This window comes from Arthrobacter sp. sptzw42 (assembly GCF_059089685.1).
The window spans coordinates 14,192-36,132 of record NZ_JBNHEX010000006.1; the positions used below are offsets into that span (position 1 = coordinate 14,192).

At 60.1% G+C, this 21,941-nt stretch carries 18 protein-coding genes; 7 read left to right on the forward strand and 11 right to left on the reverse strand.

Annotated elements, in window-relative coordinates:
• Window positions 1-149: 149 nt before the first annotated feature.
• On the reverse strand, window positions 150-2,291 hold the full coding sequence (locus AC5RT4_RS09460; protein ID WP_494105565.1) for an amylo-alpha-1,6-glucosidase: 2,142 nt from the start codon (window positions 2,289-2,291) through the stop codon (window positions 150-152).
• Between AC5RT4_RS09460 and AC5RT4_RS09465 the strand changes: the two genes are divergently transcribed.
• On the forward strand, window positions 2,290-2,793 hold the full coding sequence (locus tag AC5RT4_RS09465) for a hypothetical protein (protein WP_494039552.1): 504 nt from the start codon (window positions 2,290-2,292) through the stop codon (window positions 2,791-2,793). The two genes, AC5RT4_RS09460 and AC5RT4_RS09465, sit on opposite strands and share 2 nt — an antisense overlap.
• Here AC5RT4_RS09465 and AC5RT4_RS09470 read toward each other — a convergent pair.
• The 3 genes from AC5RT4_RS09470 to AC5RT4_RS09480 are packed head-to-tail and all read right to left on the reverse strand — an operon-like array spanning window position 2,790 to window position 5,169.
• Window positions 2,790-3,719 carry a sucrase ferredoxin gene (locus AC5RT4_RS09470; protein ID WP_494039551.1) on the reverse strand — a complete coding sequence of 310 codons (930 nt, stop codon included), beginning with the start codon at window positions 3,717-3,719 and terminating at the stop codon, window positions 2,790-2,792. The genes AC5RT4_RS09465 and AC5RT4_RS09470 overlap by 4 nt on opposite strands.
• A complete protein-coding gene (locus AC5RT4_RS09475; RefSeq protein ID WP_494105566.1) occupies window positions 3,709-4,914 on the reverse strand; it encodes a cupin domain-containing protein in 1,206 nt (401 codons plus the stop codon). Before AC5RT4_RS09475 ends, AC5RT4_RS09470 begins: the two co-directional genes overlap by 11 nt.
• Window positions 4,915-4,917: 3 nt before the next feature.
• Window positions 4,918-5,169, reverse strand: a complete 252-nt coding sequence (locus tag AC5RT4_RS09480) for a BatC protein (protein WP_494105567.1) — start codon at window positions 5,167-5,169, stop codon at window positions 4,918-4,920.
• A gap of 1,260 nt (window positions 5,170-6,429) precedes the next feature.
• Between AC5RT4_RS09480 and AC5RT4_RS09485 the strand changes: the two genes are divergently transcribed.
• Complete coding sequence (locus tag AC5RT4_RS09485; protein ID WP_494039548.1) at window positions 6,430-6,930, forward strand: HAD domain-containing protein; 501 nt, start codon at window positions 6,430-6,432, stop codon at window positions 6,928-6,930.
• A 14-nt stretch (window positions 6,931-6,944) separates the two neighbouring features.
• Here AC5RT4_RS09485 and AC5RT4_RS09490 read toward each other — a convergent pair whose 3' ends face one another.
• The 4 genes from AC5RT4_RS09490 to AC5RT4_RS09505 all read right to left on the reverse strand — a co-directional run bounded on the left by AC5RT4_RS09490 (window position 6,945) and on the right by AC5RT4_RS09505 (window position 8,713).
• Window positions 6,945-7,169, reverse strand: a complete 225-nt coding sequence (locus tag AC5RT4_RS09490) for a helix-turn-helix domain-containing protein (RefSeq protein ID WP_494105568.1) — start codon at window positions 7,167-7,169, stop codon at window positions 6,945-6,947.
• The gene (locus tag AC5RT4_RS09495; protein ID WP_494105569.1) at window positions 7,166-7,801 is read right to left on the reverse strand and encodes a hypothetical protein; all 636 of its coding nucleotides are present in this window, start codon (window positions 7,799-7,801) and stop codon (window positions 7,166-7,168) included. The genes AC5RT4_RS09490 and AC5RT4_RS09495 overlap by 4 nt, the downstream gene beginning before the upstream one ends.
• 100 nt (window positions 7,802-7,901) lie before the next feature.
• On the reverse strand, window positions 7,902-8,210 hold the full coding sequence (locus tag AC5RT4_RS09500) for a hypothetical protein (protein ID WP_494039545.1): 309 nt from the start codon (window positions 8,208-8,210) through the stop codon (window positions 7,902-7,904).
• Window positions 8,211-8,278: 68 nt separating this feature from the next.
• Window positions 8,279-8,713, reverse strand: coding sequence for a DUF7793 family protein (locus AC5RT4_RS09505; protein WP_494105570.1), 435 nt, complete (start codon window positions 8,711-8,713; stop codon window positions 8,279-8,281).
• Between the two features lie 57 nt (window positions 8,714-8,770).
• Between AC5RT4_RS09505 and AC5RT4_RS09510 the strand changes: the two genes are divergently transcribed.
• Complete coding sequence (locus AC5RT4_RS09510; RefSeq protein ID WP_494105571.1) at window positions 8,771-9,430, forward strand: hypothetical protein; 660 nt, start codon at window positions 8,771-8,773, stop codon at window positions 9,428-9,430.
• Window positions 9,431-9,488: 58 nt separating this feature from the next.
• Here the strand turns inward: AC5RT4_RS09510 and AC5RT4_RS09515 are convergent, their stop codons facing one another.
• Window positions 9,489-10,151, reverse strand: coding sequence for a maleylpyruvate isomerase family mycothiol-dependent enzyme (locus AC5RT4_RS09515; protein ID WP_494039542.1), 663 nt, complete (start codon window positions 10,149-10,151; stop codon window positions 9,489-9,491).
• Window positions 10,152-11,388: 1,237 nt separating this feature from the next.
• On the opposite strand from AC5RT4_RS09515, the gene AC5RT4_RS09520 reads away from it, so the two are divergent.
• Together AC5RT4_RS09520 and AC5RT4_RS09525 are read left to right on the forward strand one after the other, a co-directional pair.
• On the forward strand, window positions 11,389-11,838 hold the full coding sequence (locus AC5RT4_RS09520; protein WP_494105572.1) for a hypothetical protein: 450 nt from the start codon (window positions 11,389-11,391) through the stop codon (window positions 11,836-11,838).
• A gap of 1,897 nt (window positions 11,839-13,735) precedes the next feature.
• On the forward strand, window positions 13,736-15,382 hold the full coding sequence (locus AC5RT4_RS09525) for a DUF8371 domain-containing protein (RefSeq protein ID WP_494105573.1): 1,647 nt from the start codon (window positions 13,736-13,738) through the stop codon (window positions 15,380-15,382).
• Between the two features lie 73 nt (window positions 15,383-15,455).
• Here AC5RT4_RS09525 and AC5RT4_RS09530 read toward each other — a convergent pair whose 3' ends face one another.
• Both AC5RT4_RS09530 and AC5RT4_RS09535 read right to left on the reverse strand, forming a co-directional pair.
• Complete coding sequence (locus AC5RT4_RS09530) at window positions 15,456-16,184, reverse strand: hypothetical protein (protein ID WP_494105574.1); 729 nt, start codon at window positions 16,182-16,184, stop codon at window positions 15,456-15,458.
• A gap of 375 nt (window positions 16,185-16,559) precedes the next feature.
• Window positions 16,560-18,467, reverse strand: a complete 1,908-nt coding sequence (locus tag AC5RT4_RS09535) for an AAA family ATPase (RefSeq protein WP_494105575.1) — start codon at window positions 18,465-18,467, stop codon at window positions 16,560-16,562.
• A gap of 588 nt (window positions 18,468-19,055) precedes the next feature.
• On the opposite strand from AC5RT4_RS09535, the gene AC5RT4_RS09540 reads away from it, so the two are divergent.
• Complete coding sequence (locus AC5RT4_RS09540; RefSeq protein WP_494105576.1) at window positions 19,056-21,002, forward strand: hypothetical protein; 1,947 nt, start codon at window positions 19,056-19,058, stop codon at window positions 21,000-21,002.
• A gap of 639 nt (window positions 21,003-21,641) precedes the next feature.
• Complete coding sequence (locus AC5RT4_RS09545; RefSeq protein ID WP_494105577.1) at window positions 21,642-21,878, forward strand: hypothetical protein; 237 nt, start codon at window positions 21,642-21,644, stop codon at window positions 21,876-21,878.
• Window positions 21,879-21,941 lie beyond the last annotated feature (63 nt).

The following is a 21,941-nucleotide window of genomic DNA, read 5'->3' on the forward strand; positions in this document are numbered from 1 at the left end:
CGGAACTGGGCCCATGGTCACTCCTCCTCGTTTCGTACAGCGGTTTCCAGCTGAATCGATGACCGGTGGTGGCGATCGACGTTGGGGCCGCGGTGGGCAGTACCTCCGCGCCCGCTCCGCCGCTTGTGTGACGACGCCGGCTGGGCGCTTTAGCCTTTGACGTCCAGTCCGGCCTGCGAAATAAGCTCGGTCAGCCACGGCCGGTGTTCATGATGGAATGTGATGCCCTCCGGCAGGCCCTGCACCGACGGCCCCGAGTGGGTGATGTCAATGGTGATCCGGCTGCCGGCGAGTGGTGCGTTGGTAATGTGCAGGTCCCCGTAGGACTCCGGCAGGGCTGGATCCATCCAGAAGCCGCCCCGCGAAACGTGGGCGTCGTAGCGCATCAGGTTGGTGATCAGCATGATGGGGGTGGTTGCCGCCCACGCCTGGGGTGAGCAGGCGGTGGGGTACGGCACCGGTTCAGCCACCTGTTCCCGGCTGAAACCGCAGAACAGTTCCGGGAGCCGCCCGTCGGAGTAGTCCGCCGCTTCAAGCAGGGCTGTAGCGATCCGTTGCGCCTCCTCCACGAATCCGTAGCGCATGAGGCCCGCCGCGGTGATCGCGTTGTCATGCGGCCAGACAGACCCGTTGTGGTAGCTTGCCGGGTTGTAGGCACCCATATCCGTGGCAAGGGTCCGGACGCCCCATCCACTGAACATCTCCGGTGACATCAGCCGCTCGGCCACCAGCGGCACCTTGTCATCGTCAACTATGCCGTGCCACAGGCACTGGCCCATGTTTGAGGCACAGGCATTCACCTGGCGCTTCCTGCCGTCCAGCGCGACAGCGAAGTAGCCGCGTTCCGGCAGCCAGAACGCTTCGTTAAACTTCTTCTTCAGCGCCGCCGCCTCTTCGGTGAGCTGCGCCGCCAAAGGCGCGTCGCCGCCGTCGTACGCCATCCACGCCCGTGACAGCAGCGCGGAGTACACCATCGCCTGCACCTCACAAAGTGCTATGGGCGGCTCCGCTAGGGTGCCGTCGGCGAAATTGATGCCGTCCCACGAGTCCTTCCAACCCTGGTTGAGCAGGCCCTGGTCGTTGAGGCGGGAGTACTCGACGAAGCCGTCTCCGTCCTTGTCGCCGTAGTTCCGGACCCAGTCCAGTGCGCGGTCCGCGTTGGGCAGGAGGGCTGCGATGGTGTCCTTCGCGAAGCCCCACCGGCTGACTGAGGCCAGGGTCATCACAAACTGGGGAGTGGCGTCCACGCTGCCGTAGTAGACCGACTTGCCGCCCAGAGCCAGCCCGGAAGACACCCCCAGCCGTACCTCGTGAAGAATCTTCCCGGGTTCCTCCTCACTCACCGGGTCCACCACCTTGCCCTGGCGGTCAGCCAGGGTCTGCAAGGTGCCAAGAGCCAGTGACGGGTCCACAGGAAGGGCCATTTCGGAAGCCCACAGAGAGTCACGCCCAAACAGCGTCATGAACCACGGTGCTCCCGCGGCCACCACAATCCGCTCCGGATGCGCAGGGTCCTCGATCCGAAGTGCGCCGAGGTCGTCGTAACTGCGCCGCAGCGTCCGCTCTATGGACCGGTTGGTCATCTGCAGCCTGGGAATCTTCGCGACCCACTCCTGGTGCCGCCGGTCGCTCGGTGAGGTGCCATGCCGGACAGGGCGCGAAACGTTGCGCTGCCCGGCCGGTGCGACGCTCAGCCGCGTGCCCCAGTGGCCGTAACCGGCTACCGTCGCTTGGTACGTGAGCGCGCCGGCGGTGGCTACGGCCCCGCGTCCCCGCACCAGGACAGCATTCCGCAGGTCCTGCCAGGCAGCGCTGATAATCAGGGAATCGCCGTCGGCTCCACGGACGACCTCCCAGCGCCGCTGGACCCTCGCCTCCTTTACCTCGAACAGGTCCGCGAAGTCCGAATCGACGCCGACGGAGATGTCACACTCCACCGGGTCTCCGGAGTAGTTGCGAATGGTGATTTCTTCAACCACGCCGGCAGCCACTTCCCGCAGGCGCTCCACGATCAGAGGGCTGTCCGCGTATCCGTCCCCGCGCGGAACGCGGCCGATGAAGAGTGCCCGGTAGGGTTCCTTCGTTTCCGCGGCCAGCGGCTCGAGCGGCTGGCCGTTCACCGTCATGCTCCACCCGGACAAAATCCGGGTGTCCTCGTGGAACACGCCGTGGGGAAGTTCCGGGTGGATGTCGCCATTGGCGGCCGAGATGCAGAAAGACGAGCCTTCCACCAGCGTTACCGTTCCCGCCCCCACAGGCCCCGCCGCTGTGTCTGCATTCCATCCAGCCATGACCGCTCCTCTGACGGCTGCAACCGTTCCCGGCGGAATAGACGTTACGCCTCAGGCAGGGCTGGTGAAAGGGGCGGTGCGCAGCAGCGGCAGGACGTCGTCGAGCACATCCTGGTCAACAGCCCTGGTACGCATCGACAATCTCCAGCAGGTGGAGGCCGTACAGCAGCCGCGCGTCGTCGACCAAGCATCGCAACGGCTCGAACACGTCGTTGGAACAAGGGATCCTCAGCCCACCCATCGCCGCCGACGAGCATTCCTGTGTCTAACAGCAGTCGGCTTGCCCGCCCTGCCACGGCGCGTGAATGCGGTTTACTGCTGCCGCGGCGGCCAGTTCTGCCGCCAGTCCCAAAGCGGCAGCTCGGCGGACTGTCCGCCAGCAATGCAGCGCGTCGGTGAAATCAATAAATCGGCGGTGCTCGACCCCCAGGTCCGCAGGATCGTTTGGAACCTTCGTCGGCTTGCCGATAAAGATACTGACTTCGGTAAACCCGTCCTTTAGACCGCGCGTATTGAAATGAGCTCGTAAACCATGGCCGAACTCATCGCCGGTCCGCGGCAGGTCAGCCGGGATCGCGGGCCGCGGCGAGCACGCAGTTCGATGTCGATGCGCGCGGGGTGAGGAGGCGATCCGGTAATACGGATCCGCCAGTGATCACCGTTGCGGGAGGTCTCAACCACCTTGTAGTCATTCCGGCCGGCCGGGCCGAAACGACTGAGCGTGGCCGCCACAGCGGCCTGCTGTGCTGGGACGAGATCTGTGTACCCACGTAGATGCTCCGCATGGATACGGCCCGCGAGGTGTTCTTCGATCGTGGCGACGGATGAGTCCACGTCCAAATTTCCGTAGTAGACACCGTCAGGAGCAACCACTACGTTCGCTGCGAACCTGTCACCTCCTACATGCGAACATTCCCACACCAGCTCCGGCCACCGCTCACTCAGCACACGTCCAACGGGCCGTCCCCACACAGCACAGCATTGGTCATGTTGGCTGTGAGTGCAGACCAGGATGACAGGCGGATAGCCGAGCGTCCCGGGAAGGCTGAGGGCTCTGGCAACCTCCGCCAGATCGCCATCCTTGCCCCACGTTCCCCAGTGCTGACGATAGGCGCCCGAATCCTCATGCCGCAGTACTGCCCAATGGCTCTGACCCTCACGGCGGCGTGGGCCGGGCCGTCGCACCAGCAGCACCCGCGCCCGCGCCGCTTTCGCGGCGGAGAGCAAGAGTGCTTTGATCCCAGGCTCGAGATCAAGCCCCTCGAAGCCATTGAGCGGCCACCCGCCCCGGTACTCGATGAGGACCCAGACGAGGCCATGCGACCCTGTGCCTGCAATAGGATCACCGCGCAGGCGGGCGCCTTCAGAGCAGAAAAAGCGCTCTGTGGCCGCCACTGTGGCGAACTCGCTGTCTGTATCATTGTTCAACGGGAACGAGGACCCCCGCGCGCAACAGTCTTTCAACAAGCTCGACGCCGAGATCACCCGCGGTGTGAACCTCCCCGTCCAGCGCGCACATCACAGATGGCAGATCGGCCTCCGGGAAGTCCAGCCAACCCACGCGTGTGGACAGGCGCGGTCCCTCCAGCCGTGCTTCCAGTGCATCGCGAAGCCGCACCACCGACGTGGGGCTCAGGCTTTTGACAGCCGCGAGCTGGGCCAGCGGTCCCAGCGGCGCGGGACGTCCCTGTCCTCGCCGGGTGCGGTGGAACAACGCAGTGGTATCAGCCTCGGCGAGGGCAGCCGCCAATCGGCCACGGACCATGTCGATCTCACCGTTTGGTCCGTCGACGCCCAACGGCAATGAACGGCGCATCTCAGGATCGTCGCACAGCGCTGCGAGTGCGGCCTGGGCGAGTTGTTCGGCCAATGCGTAGCGGGTCCAGCTGTGGATTCCAAGCGTGAGGTGGATGGAGACCTCGCCCTGCGCCTGCGCGGCATGCAACCAGCCCCGCGGCAGGTAGAGGACATCCCCCGGCTCAAGCACGGTGTCGATATACGCCTCGCCTTTGGCGGCCTCTGTCACGCTGGAGCGGCGATCGGTCCAGGGCTGATCACGCAACGGGTCCGTGTGAATCGGCTCATGGATGATCCAGCGCTTTGTCCCCTCGATCTGCAGGACGAAGACGTCGTGCACGTCGTAGTGAGCGTCGAACCCACGGTTCTGAGGCGGCGTGATGTAGGCATTGGCCTGCACCGGATGTCCAAGCTCCGTGCTTAGTCTGCTGCTGAGGTGGCTGACCGGCTCCCATGTGCGGTGCAGTGCCTGCAGTACGAGTGTGGCGCCGTCGGCGAATTTGCGCCAAAGCGCCGTGTCGTCGAGCTGGTCAGCGATGGTGGCGCCGACGCCGGCGGGTGAGGTGAATGACGAGTCGGGAAATGTAGAGCCGCCCTTGGCAACGCGGAGAAAAGGTGTGCGCAGTCCACGGCGAGAGACCAGTTCGTCGACGGCCTCAGCAGAGAACAGATCGGAGAAGTCGCCTGCGCCACGCGTGAGCAGCGCCGCGCGCCCCCAGACGTCGTCGGCGAACCTTTCACGCCCAATTTTGATCAGGTGTGTCTCCAGGACCCCGCCGCTTTCCAAGGCGTCGGGATCCTGGAAGTCCGTGCGGGTGGTGCTCAAAACTTAGATGCCCCGTTCCGCGGCTCCCCCATCGGCACCGCCGTCAGCACCGCCGTCGGCTCCGCCGTCAGCACCGCCGTCAGCACCGCCGTCGGCTCCGCCGTCGGCACCACCATTGGCACCGCCGTCGGCACCACCATCGGCACCACCATCGGCACCACCATCGGCACCACCGTCGTGCATGCCGGGGACGCCGTCCGCGCCACCGTCCGCGGGGCCTTCCTGCTGGTTTGGATCCTGCTCTGGACTGGTCATGCTTCCTCCCAAGAATCGAATCTAGAATCAGCTCCATTACTGGCGCCTGGTCACCCAACCGGGCGACCCCTCATCGGCACCGCCCGTGATCACCCTAACCGCACGGGCCAGCCCTGGGAACAACCCTTTTTATTACCTAGGTCCCGGCATCCTGGTACAACGATGGAATCGCCTTGGGCTCGTCATGGTCACAGCTGGCCACGTCATGTGAATATCCCCGGACGGAAGCGACGGGCGCACGGTTCAACCACGCAAAGTCAACACCTTCTTTTCGCCCCACACCCTCCCGGTCATGCTGCCTGCTCTTCGCATTCCGATGGATGAGTGGAAGCTGTGTATTGCTGCATCACCATGAACGGCAACAGCATCGGCTCGACCCTGCGAATCGATCTCCCCTGCCAGTCCGGCCAAGAACTCCCCTACGCACACACCGTCGCCCACTACCTGACCAGCGACACCAAGGCCACATCCATCATGGGTCCTGTCAGCTGGTGGTGCGATGTAGCGGGCCCTGCTACCTCGCCGGTTATGCGGAGATCCAGAACGTGATGCGCCGCGCACCTGGCCATGGACGCGCCGGGCGCCAGCGCCCATAGTTGAAGTGTGGAGACTCCTGATCCGGACACGAGGTCTTGCGGCAGCGCGCGGCTAGTGACTGGTTGAGCAATGCGGCCTCGAGGAACTTGTCACCTGGGAATCCTAGCGGGCGGAATGCTGTGCGGAGCGTGAAGGAAGAGGGCGGGACGAACCCATGAGTGAAGTCGTCGATAGGCTAATAGCCGCTCTGAACGCCCACGACCTCGAAGCGGCAGCGGCGCTGATGCACGACTGTTGCCCTCGGCCCTGGCATGGCGAGATGAAGTCATCAGCGACCTGCGGGCGGCAGCATCCGCAGCCCACGAATGTCAGTTGAGAACGAACCTGGTCTCCGCTCTATGCCAACATTCACAACTACTGAGCCAGAGAATAAGTCCGGGTTTCATCATAGGATCCTTTATCAAGACGGGAGGAGTTACTCGTCGATGACTGTCGGAGCTCCTGTGAATCGCAGCGGTAAGTGGCCGCATTTCCGCAGCGGTACTTGTCACCTTTGCGTGTGTCGCAGTCGACAGAGCGGCTCGCCAACCGCAGGGCAGTAGGACTGTCTAACAGGGTTGAAACCCTTGCCGCCGGACTGCCCGGTGTAGGTGCAGCTTCGAGGGCAGACGGGGTGCGGTGTTGCCCCTACCGCTGTGCGGGGTGGACAGCTAGTGTCGGGCTATGAAGCCGATCATCCTGCTGGACATCGACGGTGTACTCAACCCGGAGAGCCGTCCGGGTCCCGGTGGACGCACGGAGCTGAAGTTAGCCTGCGGGAGGAAGGCCCTGGTTCAAAGGGTGGCCAGGTGTGGCCGGATCGCAGGGGTGTCGAGTTGGCCGGCGGATGCCACGGCCGGGCTGGAGCAACAGATCGAGCTGGACGTCGAACCGCTGCGGGTGACGCTGCTGGTGCGGCCCGGCGACGAGGCCGAACCGACGCCTAAGCTGAGGTCGGTGACCCGGTGGTTGGAGCGGATGGAGGCAGCCGGTGACGCTGCATGGGACTCGACGGTGTGGATTGATGACGTTCTCGGACCCGGCGCCAAGGACTGGGCGGCCGGGTATCAGGTGCCGATCCTGTTGCAGAAGCCAGCGCCCGATCAGGGGTTGATGGAAAAACATGTCATTGGTGTCGAGGCTTTTGTTGCAGCCCGCGGGGTTCGGGTACCCGCTCCCCGGTAGAGCGGGCCTAATGCTCACTTCTGGGTGACGAGAAGCTCCCCCACTTCGCACTCCAGGGCGTTGCAGACTGCTGTCAGTGTGGAGAATCGGATGGCCTTCGCCCGGTCGTTCTTGAGGACCGAAAGGTTCACCAGGGTCACACCTACGCGCTTGCTCAGCTCCGTCAGTGTCATCCCTCTGGCCGCCAGGAGCTCATCAAGGCGGCAGTGGATTCCGGATTCTTCTACTCCTGCCGTCACACCAGGCCTTCGGTGTCGGCCTGCAGGCGGCGCCCGTAGCGGAAGGCAGCGGCCACGAGCGACAATGCCACCCCGGCAACCAGGGGTGTGAGGTTGATCTGGCCGGTGAAGATGACGGTCTCCTCTACTGCACGCTGGTTGACCCCGATGATTTCGGCCAGCCGGCCCCGGGCAGCCTGGTCAAGGTATTGCCCCACGGTACCGGCGGCCGCCAGGACGATGCCGCAGGCTCCGATGATTTCAGCCGTCGCCCGGGTGAAGAGGTTTTCCGTCCGCAGGCGGAGCGCGAGCAGGAACAGCAGTGCCAGGACGGACAGGATTCCTACAAGGTTCAGGGCGTCGGCCCAGGCCAGCAAAGCCGCCTCAGCGTCAGGCATCGACGGGATGGTCGCCTCGACTGAGGTGTAGTGGGCTACAGCGCCCAGGCGGAGGCCGGCGGGAGACTGCGACGCGGTGGACAGGGGAAGTGTCAGGGTTACCGGCCCAGCAAACGAACCGATGACCCCGGCAACAGTAATGATGGTCATGACGACTGCGGCCCCTGCCGAGGCAACCATGATGGCTGTTGCATCCCCCTTGGACATGACCCGCTTAGCGCCCCAGGCCAGCGGTTCGCTGTTTGTGTTCCTCATGAATCCCCCATATTTGTTATCGACTTTCGATAACCTTCCAAGCCAAACCTAGGGTGCAGCCGTCGTTCCGTCAACACCTCGGCTCGGCAGAATTTGTCGGTCAGGACTTACGCAGGAACCATGACCGGCCGCGCCGCAAGGCGGTGTGAAGACGGTCAACGGCGTGTCCTGCAGCGGCATAACCCACGTCTCTGAACGAGCCCATGCCGCCGCGATAAAGGGTGGGTCCCTGTGCTGATGCTTCTCGGAGACCACACCGATCGGAGACGCCGGCGAACAACTCATCGAGCCAGTCAGCGGTATGAGCTCGCTGCTCGTCCTGGCCCAACCTAGCGGCGGCGCGAACCTCGGCAATCGCGGAAACGATTTCAGTACGGACGGCATCGACGGTGTGGGGCTTACTGCTCATAGGGCAATAGTAAAGACGACACTCTCACAAGAGGGTTGGGGGATCGCCGCGCGGGGCTCGACTCCTCCTTATTGGTCGTGCTCGGGAAAGCTTTGCTCGACGTCATGTCCTGGCCGCTCGGACGCGTCAGGGGTCCCTGTTGACGCTGTCCAGTAATTGCGCCCGTTTTGCTGAGCGAGCCAGCGCAGTGCGCTTTCTTCATCGGTGAAGTACGCGGTGGGAGTCAGTGACTGCTTAGCGAAGGCTGCAAGAACGGTACCCACGGGGTGATCTCCCAGGAGCGCGATGATGGAAAAGCCCCGATAGGCATTCATGCCGGCTCTTGCCTCCGCGGCCAACCCTGTCACGCCCGCAATGTCCACGAGAAGCGGCAGATTCTGCCCGCCACCCAGCTTCTCCAATACACGAGCGGCCTGAACAGCGATCTCGTAGGTAATGAAGGTCCCGGGAGCCCAGTGAAGCCGCAATAGTCCACCATTGAAAGAAGCGGAAAATTTGTGCATAGGTTCTACTGTGGTGTGTTCGCGCCCGTACCGTCAAAACTGCTATACGCATCTGACATGGGAAAACATGCCGATGCGGCTTCGAAGTACGGGGATCATAACCAGATAGGGATCCGCTTACGGGCATGCGCCCACGACGTGACATCATCAACCGACTGTGGTCCTGTCCGGCTGCAGATAACGGAGAAAAACTTCATGGCGAATACAGCGAAGATCGGCGGGCTCATTGTCCAGGCAGGCGGGCAATCGCGAACGAAACTTGTTCGGGTTCTGTCCGATGCGGGTGTCCAACTCGATGCTCATGCAGAGACGCTGCTGGCTCACTCCACGTTCGATGACCCGGCGGGCGAAACGCTACGAATTGTAGAGCGAACCGTAGAGCAGCTTGGTTTCGAAAATGGTGCCGTCCTGTCCCAGGTCTTCGCGGCTGCAAGGAATCATGGACTTGAACTCTACCCCTTGGTGGCCGGACCTTACCTCCGCTTGGCGCTGGTAAACCAAGCGAACTCACCGGACCCAGTCCTATCCGCAGGCCACGGACCGGCCGGAGCGATTCACATCGCGTCCGAGCCCGTGAGCGGTGACGTTGAGTACCCCAAGGGGTTCTACCTCCGCGTAATCGACGGACAGACATGGTTGAGGGGTTACTGCTGCGATGATACGTACGTGTGGACCCCGGAGCAGCGGCTCGCGTTCTTATTACTAGATCGTGAGTGACGCTTAGATGATGGGTGACCGTTCTGCCATCTCGCCATATCGCTTCGGACAGTTCTCGTCATTGACCCGGTTCATGTGCAGCTGGTGTGGCTGCGGCGGCAAGGCGGGATGTCCCGCTGCCTTTGAGGCTCTCCGGGTTCACGGGGCGCCCGGAGACCGCTAGCAGCAAATCAAGTGGATCGGCTTCGACGTCGTCACCCTGGCCCCAGGCCGCCCCGGACCTCCGATTGATCAGTCGGAGTCCTGCGGCACGCTCGCGTCCTCCGCCAAAGGATACGGGGGTGCGCAGCTGGTAGGTGAGGGCCTGAACGACGGCACGTTCCGGGTAACTTCCAGCGATGCCCAAAGGCCGGCGAATGTCCTCACCGTGCACGATGGCCTCGACCAGGCGAGTTGCGAGGTTAGCCGGCGGCGTCCGTGTGAGGTTGGCGGCGTCCTTGAATGCGTTGATGGTGTCCTGCGGGTCCTGCCGTTTCTCTCGGGCGATGCCTCTGACGTTGGCGCGATCGAAGTCCATGCGTGCCATCAGGAGGTCACGGACGAATGAGAGCCGGCTGGTTCGAGCCGTGTCTACAAGGTGGGCCAGGACATCGTGGACATCCCAACCTGGGCAGAGGGAGGGCAAGAGCCATTGTTCGTCGGACAGGCCGGAGAGATCCGCGGCGAGCCGTCGCCTCTCAGAGTGGACGGCCTGCCAGACCACTGCTGCTGCCTTGCCCATGCGGTTCCTTCCCCGGAATCTCGTATTTGTTACTTCGGTTGTTGAAGTAGACACTACGGTCTAATCAATGACCGATATGTGGTTACTTGCCCCAGAGTGCCTGCTCGCTGTTGCTTATTGTCCGATAGGGCTGCCGGTTGTCTAACGGAGGCGCGTACCGACAGCTGGTCAGAAACGGTCATTATTGAGGCACACCTATGTGAGACCGAGTTGGACAATCCGCGCCCTGATAACCGATTGTCAGAAAGGTCGAGCTATTCGCGACACACATGGGCAGGTGGCGGACAGGTATAGGTATGAACCATTTATCGAGGGCCCCTGACAGGGCTGACGCCTTTCGGTTACTATACGAATCCTCATATAGCGAACTGCTCAAGTTCGTCCAGCGTCGAACGGACGCGGCTTATGCTGAGGACGTAGTGGCTGAGGCATTTCTTGTGGTCTGAAGGCGCTTCTCGGAAGCGCCAGCGGAAGAGTGTGACGCCCGGGCCTGGGTTTTCGGGATAGCACGGAATCTGTTGTTGAACGCACAGCGAGGAGACCAACGACGTCAGGCATTAGGCGTTCGGCTCGCTGAAACAACAGCAGTAGGCGGCAGCAACTCTCATGCCGATCTGGTCAGCAGCCGCATAGACGTGAGCCGCGCCTGGGCGCTTCTTTCTGAAGTACATCAAGAAGCTCTCGGACTCGCTGTCTTCGAGAACCTTGCCGCGCCGCAAGCGGCCAAAGTCCTCGGCATCTCACCTGTGGCTTTCCGCCTGAGATTGACCCGCGCCAGACGAGCCTTGCGGCTCCTCCTTGACCACCTCCCCCATCAGGCTTCCGAGATGTCGGCGGCAACACCCGAAAAGGCGTCAACACTATGAAAACCGATCAGCATCTCGACCCGCTTCTTCGCTCCCTCGATGCCGCAGCGCAAAGCCCGCTGCCAAACGCCGGCCGGGCTGAAGCCGACCTCACACGCATACTTAGCTCCCCGCCAGCTTCCACTGGTTCCAGCAGCAGTTCGGGGGTTAGCTACTGCCCGACCAGACCCAAGGTCAAGCGCTTGCGACGAGCCGTCTCTCTGGGAGGTCTGGCCGCTGCAGTCACCGCCGGTTTGCTCATCGTGCCGGCAATCTCAGGAGGTGACCCAGCCTTCGCGACATGGACAGCAGCACCCGGGACACTGATCGGCTTAGAACGCGACAATGCCGTCTCGGACTGCCGCGGATCTACCCAACGTGTAGGCGACGGAATGTACAGGACCGACCTTGCAGCAGCGGAAGTAGCCATTGCTGAGCGGCGCGGAGCCTGGGTGACAGTCATCCTCACCGGCGGTGACGGTTTCGAAGCGAGCTGCACCACCGACGCCACAGCATCCTGGTTCAACAAGGGGTCCTTCGGCACGGTTGGAAAACCAACGAATGCCACTACCCTGCCTGCCCGAGGTATCGCTGTTACTCAACTTGGGACCGGTACCAACGCGGACAACCACATCTCGATGGCGGCAGGTCGCGTAGGAACTGATGTCGCAGCGACGTCCTACACAAGCGCCGACGGCACCAAGGTGCTCGCAACCGTAGCGAAAGGTCACTTCGCCTTCTGGCTACCCGGAAACGAACTGCAAGATGCTTCGGATCACGGAGTGCCAGTTGAAGTAACGTTCAGCGATGGCTTGACTGAAAAGCGAAAAATCAACTTCTAAGTTGGTACGAGGTGCCCCGCCGGCTGGGGATATAGCCGTTGTACTTGCCACACCCAGTACAACGCGACGGAACCCACCCTCAGGCGACCCTGCGCCATCAAGTGGTGCCCAATATCGAGCCTGCACAGCATAGCCCGCATCATGACCATCCCTCTTCGAGAACGCGTCGCTCAACCTACCTCAATGATGTTCCTGAACCCTCCGACTAGATCCACGAGCGACCTGAAGAGGGTTGTTCATTAAAGGATCCTTTATCGAGACAGGAGAACCGACCTGTCTGCCGTCTGGAGCCCCTTGCTTCGCAGCGGTTCCAGAGAACGACGGCGTATCAACAACGTGTCTCACTTGGGACTATTTCAACTAAGGGAAAAGTGACCTTTGATGCCCCGGCGCGCCCCGCCATCGCCCTGCAAGACCTGGTTAGCAACAACGGCACGGCCGGCCTGCTCGATGCCGCAGAGGTAAACCCCCTCGCGACCCACCCAGAGGATGTTCCACCAAAACCTTAAGACTTGAACACATCTGGTTGAGCCTAATCTTAATTTGATCCATCAGGTCGTCGAGTATCAGAGCGGACCAATCGGCGGAACAGCACGGTGAAGTGCCAGGTTGGAGGGCGGCAGCACCGGGAGTAACTGCCCTCTGTCCAGACACTCAAGGTGCCAGTTAGCGGTCCACTCCTGTCCGTCCGCCATGGAGCGCTCCTCCCCCACGCTCTTGAACCCCAGGAGCCGGCTTCGCTGTTGTCCTTCTGGCTGCTGCTAGGCGGCTTTCCTGCGCTGTCAGGAGACCAGGCACCAACAGTGACCATTAAATTCGCTACGTCAGTCTTCCGCCCGGCTATCAAACAAAGCAGACGTAAGTGTGGACAGTGTCCACACCTCCTTTGGCAGACAAACCGAGCTCATACGGCTCCCGGGCATGTTCGGGGAGCCCTCCAAGACGATGCGCCCCCAACTCGACGAAGTCATGTTGTGACCGCAAAGCCCGAGCCATGAATACGTGTTGGCCACACCCGACCAACCCGATATACCGGAACGAGAAACCGCATGAACTCAACCCCAGCAGGCGGAAGACCCACTAGCCAGGGTCTTCATCCCGCCACGCACACACCTGAATAGGCCACCGCGGCGGCCCGGCTACAACCCGCACACCTAGCGTCAAAGGGACGCCACCATAAGCCATGTCAAGACGCTAAAAGCAAAAACCCCCTTTGACGAGGGGGTTTGCGTGCCCGAGGTGGGACTCGAACTGCATTCCGGCCCTTGCAAACACTGGGCTCCCCCGGAAAAATGCGGAAACCGAGGCAGTTCGGAGGCAGTACCACTTAGTCCGCCGTTGAATTTGTTGACATTGTCAACACTTAAATTTGGCCCACGCCGCTCCAGTTTTGAGCGCCTCAGCGAACTAAAGTCTGAATTGGATAAGCCTGTCGCATGTGTCAGCACTGTAGACAATCCGCACACCTTCCTGGGGGTCAGGCATGGGAGCCGAGCACGGTTGATGGCAATTGTGGCTTTCATAGTCTCGTCGCTGTACAGCACTAAGTGTCATCCACGATTGACGGGTGCTCCTGTAGTCGCTCCCACTCGTCCCAAGGATACCTATCACCGTAGCCAGGGCTTCATCACAGGATTTCCCTACCAATAGGGGCAAATCAATAGGGGCGCATCAATACCTACCTTCCGATCACCTCCGGAGATCGTTCACGTCGTCCGTGCCCATAGCGTTTGATCCCCCAGATCAACTCCCGTAGATTGTTCGTATAGACGTCCCAGGACCGTTACCACCGGAGTAGACGTACTCCTCGTGGGCGTCGTGGTTCCGACCAGCCTTCTCCCCGACCTCGCGCAAAGGAGAAGTGCGTCAAATTCACGGCACGCGGTAGACTCCAGCGGTGCTTGCTACCTACCGCGTACCCCTCCTAGACGCCCGCCAATTTGTCTCAGATTCCCACACGCTAGGTGCACTGCGGCTTCCGGCCGTTTGGGACGGGAGAAGCTTTATTCGAGGGATGGGCCGCATACAAGCACGGACGACGCCCGCGAGTCAGCCTTGGACATATGAGTCTTCGTTCGGGAACCTTGATCGAACTTTGACCTTTCCGCCGTCCAACGTCCACGCCCTAAATCGCCTCAGTGTCGAAAATCGCGTGCACTCCATCCGAAAACGAGCGTGGCGCGGCCTTGAAAAATCGACTGCGCTCTTGGACGTCGATATCGCGCTCCAGATCAACCCGTCGGGCGTTTACGACGTAGTGTATCCGCGGAATAAGCAGCTTGAAATTGGCCCGTTGGTTCAGCTCGTAAGCGCCGGCGCGGCCCTGCCTGTCCGTCTTCGCTCCGAGGAGAACCCCCTTATTAGGCTCGGCAAGCCGCTGGCACAACACTACGCAAGGCAGACGTCCACAGAACGAGCCAGCGATGGTCTTGTGGGCTCTGGGTGGGTTACCGCCGTAGTGGAGGCACCAGGGCTCGACTGTACGGTCCCCGAGTGGATGTGGGGCGAGAAAGTCAAGGGTACCCATATTCAACTCGCAAGCCACGATACGACCGTTCCCGGAGGAGGCAATCTCCGGGTCCATGTACTGTGGGGTGGTCGTCGCACGACTGGTGACCGAACCCTGATTCGCAGCCTACGCGTTCATATACTGCGCCTGCATTCCATTTATGAGCTGTTGCGCTTCCTGGCGTCAGGCGCCGCCACACGGTCGGGTTTCCCCTACTCTGCCGTGCCGGGCGAAAAGGGATTCGAGAACCTTCAGAATACCCTCCTAGAGTGCGCGAGGATAGTGAACAAACCTGACGCGATCGGGGGCCTGCCTCTTCCTGACGTACTAAACACCGCCTTTTTCTCGCGACAGTTCGCAGATCGCGACCTCCCTCAGATGTTTGGCCAAACACTCAATGCTATGCGGCCGAAGGTTATCGAAGCTGTCAATACTCTCATAGAAAAGGAGGCGCGGAGATTCGAGAACAACGTTGCCTCTTTTGTGAAGGATGCTGATCGCCAGAAACTCAAAGTTCAGCCCAACGAGCAAAGTGCATTTGAAGGGTGGGTCCAGGACTTGGCTGAGGCGTATAAGCATGCAGTCGAAGAAACTGAAGCTTGGAGGCTTTTATGGAACGATGATGGAACGCATCGGGAAGAAAAAATATGCCAAGTGGCCGCGGATTCGATGTGGCGTAGCAGCTGTGAGATTGCCGACGTTGACATGAGCCGAGAAGTGGATACAGGCAGAGGCCCAGTGGACTTCAAGTTCTCTCAAGGATGGTCAAACCGCGTCCTTCTTGAAGTGAAATATATTAAAAGCTCCAAGTTTTATTCGGGTGCGGAAAAGCAACTACCCCAGTATCTCAAGTCTGAGCGCATCTCTTTCGGAGTTTACTTAGCGATTGGCTTCACTGACGAAGATTTTAAGCCGCACCAACGCAAGCGAGTAGAGGATAGCTGCGAGAAACTTTCAGATGATACCGGGGTTAGAATTATTCCAGTCTTTGTTGATGCCCGAAAAACTACAAAGAAGTCGGCTTCTACATTGTAGTTAGTTCACCCGGGGTGCACCTGCCATTACTGACTTACTCGTCAGGGGAATTGGCTTTCCCATGTTTTTGGGGCTACGCGGAGAGCGAGTGGTGGAGTTCTTTGGGCTCTTTCTTCCAGCGCGGACCTTTTGACTTCTGATATTTAGCGATCCCAAACACGATCAATGCCATCCAAAAGGACACCATCGAAACTGCTCGTGCGCCTTCCGACTCACCGGCAGTGAACATGAAGTAGGTCACGATCGCCATGACCCCAGACACGATCTGAGTCAGCAGCCAAAACTCATACCGCTTTTTCGCGATCTCCTCGACCTGGCGTTTGTGTCCTTCCATGCGAGCAGTCAGTTCGGGCAAGTTGCGCCCTCCATCACTAAGCACCTGGACCTCAAGCCACTCATCCTTCTTGAGCAAAAAGGGCTTGAACTCAAGCTCCTTGTCCGTGAAGGCAAGCTCCGTTCGGGTATTGATCTTCAGTGGATCATGAATAGACGCCCCCAAGATCGTTCCCTTGAACTTCACTCTGACCGGACCGTCATACGAGGCAGCCTTGAGTTCGCCTTTACCACGGTTGCCGAACCTGATCACGCTCAGAAAGGGGTACTCCGCCTGCCATCCTTTGTGATTGGTAATCTGCACGGCTGTGCCGCCAACGGCAGACAGGATGGGAGTATGGCTCCGCAGTTGCCAGACAGGCTTGATCTTCGAATTCAGCCACCACGGAACAAGAAACGCCAAAGCAATGCCGAAAACTGCAAGGATATTGCTGAACTGCTCGCCCAGCCACTTCACAAATTCATTCACCGGTTGATGTTACTGGATAGCACCGACATGAATCGCGCACGAGCACTCGGCTTAGAGCAGTGTTCGGCATTGCCGCCGAGGCGTGTTAGGGCCGCCGGGCACTGGAGGGGTTGCTGGACGGCCAACACTCACGGCAAGGCAGTCCTCCGCCTAATTGGCTGAAAGCAAACCGTTCCGGCTGTCCGAAGGCGTGATGAAAGGAAATCGCTGAGAGACAGGCACCTTGCGGTTGACATCATCACCCCACCAGGGTAAAGAGGCGAGTCGAGACGCGGGTGCGCTAAGGAGCCACCCGCGCAGACTACTTGGACGCGAGGGCAGACGACTTGTAGATCAGTCCTCCTCGGCCAATCCCCCGTACTACTCGTCTCGGAACTAGTTGAGCGTCTTGTTGATCGATTTGAAGAGGTTCTCAAAGCGGCTCAAGGTGGTTTCACTCAGTTTTGGTAGTTGTACCAGCTTGTGACGGAGTAAGTAGTCAGCAGGCCGGCCATGGTCCACAAACGGTTTGTTGTTCGCCCTGCTGATTCTAGCCACTATCTTGTCCGTTCCTGGAGTTCCCTTCTCCGTGAGCTTCACACCAAAAGCAAGGTTATAGAGGTGGATGTAGTCCTTTTCGTCGAACAAGTCCTCAATGTCCGAGGGTGAGACACCGTCGGTGAATTGATCCGTTACGAAGATGCGTTTCTTCTCAAGAAGTCCTCGGTCGGCAAGATTGTGCAGTTTGGTTTGGGCAGACGGCCCACCATCAACGAGCGTTGTCACATCTAATCCCTGGCCGATCAGGGCTACGAACGACGGTATGTTCGCGGCTCCCCCCGCCGGGAGTATTCGCCATTTGGCGTCAAGGCCTTCTCTGTTGAGGGACTGTAGATGATCTGTCAGCAACGAGAGATACGTGTAGTCACTTGTCCCCTCGACTACTAGATTGTTTGGGCCTATAAAGAGATTTTGGGCTATGTCATAGCCCAGCGCAGCCTGAAGAGGGAACAAGGAATCGACTCCCACAGCCAAGGTTTCGCGTGTTGCCACGGATCCTCGCTTTGCCCCCTTGTCTTCAATGATCCTCACCCTGTCGAGTTTGGCGGGATCCACCATGAACGGCGAGTGAGTAGTGAATATGACCTGGGCGCTTGTGGCAAGCCTTTCATCAATGTAGCGCAGAAAGTCCGCTTGAGCTCGTCCGTGCAGGGTGAGAGCCGGCTCGTCGAGAAGGACGACTACACCGTGTTCGTAGTCCTCGAATTCGCTAAACGCAGCGAGGAAGCTGAAAAACCATTTGAAGCCGCTGGACCGCTGATCGAAATTATTGGTGAAACCATGGCGGGCATCCCTCACCCGCACATCAAGGAATTGAGCGACGGCGGTCTGGCCGTTGTAGCCGTTGGGGATGGTTTTCTTGTCGAGATCGATCTCTACGGACAAGTCAGTGTTTTGTTTCCAGAACTCCAATACTTCCTCAGTCAGTTCGTTGCTCACTGCTTCGAGTTCAGCTTTGCGGTCCTCAAACTCTTCCTCAGTGAGCGACGCAGCGTCAGTTGAGGCCAGCTTGAGTAGCGCTCTCGCTGTTTGGATACCGGTTTCACCGGGAATATCGGCACCTTGGAGCTGGGCGATATCGATGCGACCAGGAAGCGCTTGGTAATCAGAAAAATAGAAAAACCTTGGTAAACGCCCTTCAAGAAGCGCTGCTACTGCACCTCGCGTATTATTCCCATTCAGAACCGCGGCCGCTTCCTTCACAAGGCTTGCCAGATCCTCTGCGCTCCAGTCTCCGTTTTCCGGTGGCTCCAATCCGCCAGCCAACTTCTTGACGCCCGCCAAGCCTTCGCCTGCGAATACCTCTCGTAGCACCTGGGGGGTCTCCAGCGTCTCGAGGACATTCTTCAAGGCTCGTTCATGATCGACAGAGCATTCAAAGGTGGAATCACCACCGTAGGACTTGCTGATCGCGAAAGTATTGGCTGTAAGCACACCCTCGCCAAATGCATCCACAACTGCATCCCGATCAGCCTCTTCGATATGAAAGACAGCCGCAACCGGCACAGCATCATCGATATCGCCTGCTTTCCTGTCTTTGGAAAGGCGCCAACGTGGGTAGTCCTTGCTCGCCTGGAACGTAGTCGACGTGTGAACCGGGTTCAGGCGGTACAGAGCGTTAAGAAGGGCGGTCTTACCACTTTCGTTCTTTCCCACAAAACAGGTGACTTGAGGGTCAATATCGATTTCCTCACTGTCGACGACGTTGCGGAAGAGCTGGACTCTGACTGATTTGAGACGCATGCTGTTCATTCTGCCGCCTGAATTGTCATTCGCCTGAGATGTATGAATCGTGTCGGTTAGTAAAGCAAATGTTCCACAGTTGGAATCGAAACCGCCATGAGCGGGACCCTCCCCCGCGAAAGGGGATTCTATGGATGGGAAGCCGCATCGTCCTGGGATAAAGCTCGTTCACCCCAGTCAGCGCTACCGCCTGAGCAACCACTTCATGCCCGACGCGCTCGATCAGCTGGTCGGTCGCTACCAAACCGGCGCGACGAGCAGGGTCATAGCTCGCGAAAAGTGTACTGCCAAGTCCATGTTCCTGCGCCTGCTCGCGGAGCAAGGAGTCTCCTCCAAGCCTCGCGGCTGAGGAGACTCAAACAAGATCCTGACCGGTGCCGTGGGGCTGGTCGCGAGCCTCTCCCTGAACGGCTGAGTGAAGTTCATCGATCCCGACGAGCAGCCGGCTCCAGGTGTCGCCGAGCGGGGGCGATGGCGCAAAGGGCGAGACCTCGTGGGGCGATCACACGGATCCGGTCGACGCGCAGGTCTGAAGCCGAGACCGCCAGATAGCACTCGTTTGTGGGACGATGCCGATAACCTCATTGCATGGAAGACCCACCACACCGCGACAGGCTCAAGTTCTATGGTCCGCACGAACCGGCCAACTTCGTGCTTGTCGATGAGGCCGCGGCCCTGATCCGGGCGCAGTCCGGCGAGCAGGTCATTGCTTCGATGAATGACGCTCTCGAGGTCTACAACGCGCTCGAGTTCGAGAGGCTCGGCGTCCTGCCTAGGACGCTGACCCCGGAGGAGCGTGACACGCTCCCAACGGCGGCCCGGGTGCTTCGCGGACAGGTCGCCGCCTTCTTTTCGAAGCTCGACAGCTTGAGCATCAACGAGCACCTGGACGATCTAGACCGAGAGTACACGCAGGACGTGTTGGCGCTCATCGGCAGGTACAAGGTAGCGAAGAACGTGGGAGGACAGGCGCTCTTTGACGCGCTTGTCGGGGCGGGTATTCCGCTGTGGGCGATGCTCGGGGACAAGCAGTTCGTGGAGGCCCATGACGGAAGGCTGCGCGATGCGCTGCTTGCCGACGCCAGGTGCGGTGAGCTACTGGTGAAAAGCCATCTGATCATGGACTCCTCCGATGCATGCGCCCTGCCGAAAAGCCTGACTACCGCCGACTCGCAACAGATCCTGCAGAGCTACATCGACAGCGAATCGCCACATCTCAACTACGTCGAGGCCATCGCGAACGCGCAGGACAAGCTGGAGCACGGCATCACCCCCAAAATCCGCCTGGCGGCACGGCGTCGTAAGGCCGACCTCGTTCGGGCCTTGTTCGAGGACAAGACGCACACGTCCATGAGCACAGGGTACGCCGTGGGAATCGACCCGGAGCAGCGGGAGCCCGTCCTGGACCGCGTGGAACGGAAGGACACCAGAACCCTCCGTCAGCGCACGTTCGGCGGCCTGCACCTGAAGTCGTCGATGGAGTCGCTGCACGTTCTCGCGAACTTCTGGGACATGGTGGGGTACTCGGAAGGACGCGGGCTGCTAGCCCTCCCTTCCTTCAGGAGCCAGATCGGCACCCTGGAGGGGCTGCGCGTGTCAGGAAAGGACGCCTACCGTCGAGGAGGCGCTTTCGCTCACCGCGACTGCCTGACCATTCTCGGCACCGAGGCCTACTACGACTTTCTCCAACGAGAGGGCGTCGAAGTCGAAGATGTGATCGCTTGGTACTTTCGCGAGTACCTCGCCGAGGCGTTCGATGCCGCTGGGTTCGACTATGCGCCTTCCACCTCGAGCAGCACATACCTCGAACGCTGCCGGCATATTTGCGCGGAGATGGAGAGCGTCACCAAGCAATTCACACTCTATTGCGAGGATGGCGAACTTGACCGCGAGCTCCTGCAGATGACGTCGGCCCCTCGCCCCTGGGGAAATATCCCCAGCCTGGTCGACCGGAAGCACCTGAGCCGCGCCGAAAGCCGGGACTGCGACGCCGCGCTCCATCTTCTGTTCAATGACCAATCGAGGATCACCTACGTCAACAATGAGCTTCGGGCCAGGACGTTCGTGGAGCTGGTCCTGACTCACGAGGTCCGTTACACGGATCTGCTCCACTACCAGGTAGAGCCGGTCGACTGGCTGATCGCGGAAGGCCTCATGTCGCTCGACGATGGCGTGATCTGTTTCAGTTCCCTGCCGATGATCCGAGTCCTGCAGGACGTCCACAAGTATGGAGCAGGCCCCTTCGGTCACTATGGGTTCGAGGAATCGGCCGCGGTATCCCTGGTGGACAAAGGATGGCTCGAGTTCGGTTCGACGCTCCTCACTTCGGCCGAAGCGAGCTACTTCAACTTCTTCCTGAACAGGAGTGAGTTCGGCGACGGCCACGACTTGCGCAATAGGTACCTCCACGGCACCAACGCGGACCCCCGCGACGAGTCCGCTCACCGGACATCCTACATGCAGCTTCTCCGCATGATGGTGTCACTGGTGCTCAAGATCGAGGACGACTTTTTACTGCACAGACGCTCAAAGTAACACGCCGCCTCGACCGGCAAGAGCGGGCCCGCCTCGGGCTGGCGGCTCACCCTAAGTGCCATCTGTGAGATTAGCGCCGCCTTGGGGTGGCCCCCTGAAGGGGTGCCGCTTCAAACTGCACCTTCCCCAACGGATCATGATGGGGCACGCCATTGTCCCGCACCCGGTCCCAATGGAAACGGCAAAGAGCCACCCCCGCTCGGCGGCGCCGTCGGTAACGGCGGCTGGGCTAAGCTCTCGCAGAGCTTGCGCGTCGAATACCGAAAGAGTCGCTCAGGATTTATGCAGGAACCCGCGCGACTCTTGCCTAGACGGTTAGCCTGACGTTGTTTCGACATCGACAGACCCGGGGGAACTTTGAACGCAATGCATTTCAATCCACTATGCAGCCCAGGCTGTGTTCGCCGTAAGCGCGTGAAGGCATATCCCAGGAAGCGCTACGCGTTGGCGGTCCCGCTTGTGATGTTGGCGCTAGCAGGCTGTGGAGGGACCTCGGAAGCATCAAGCCCAACAGCCTCCAATGCTACAACTTCCGCCCCTGCCGAGTCTCTAATTCACCAGGCGCGCCATTCCTGCAGGCGCGACAGCAGTGTCTTCAGTGAATACGCCACGCTCGGGGATTCAGACCATACGATGACAATGAAAGGCGCACCCGAGGACCCCACCTACGCCAACATCCTCAAAGTCACCGGCCTCCGCGACACAGACTTTAAATGTGTTTTCACCGCTGTTGCAATGCCGGATAGTGTCTTCAGTCAAATTAGTGCGACCCGCGCCTTAGACGGCATGCAGAAAGCGTCGTGGGACAAGTTCTCAGCCACATGGACTTACCACCCGGATAATGGCCTTCGGGTGATCCTGACGGAGTCGAAGTAGGCCTCTAGTTCGCAAGAAACGAATTAGCAAAGCCCCACGGTGGTCTTGCTGTCGTAAGTCATT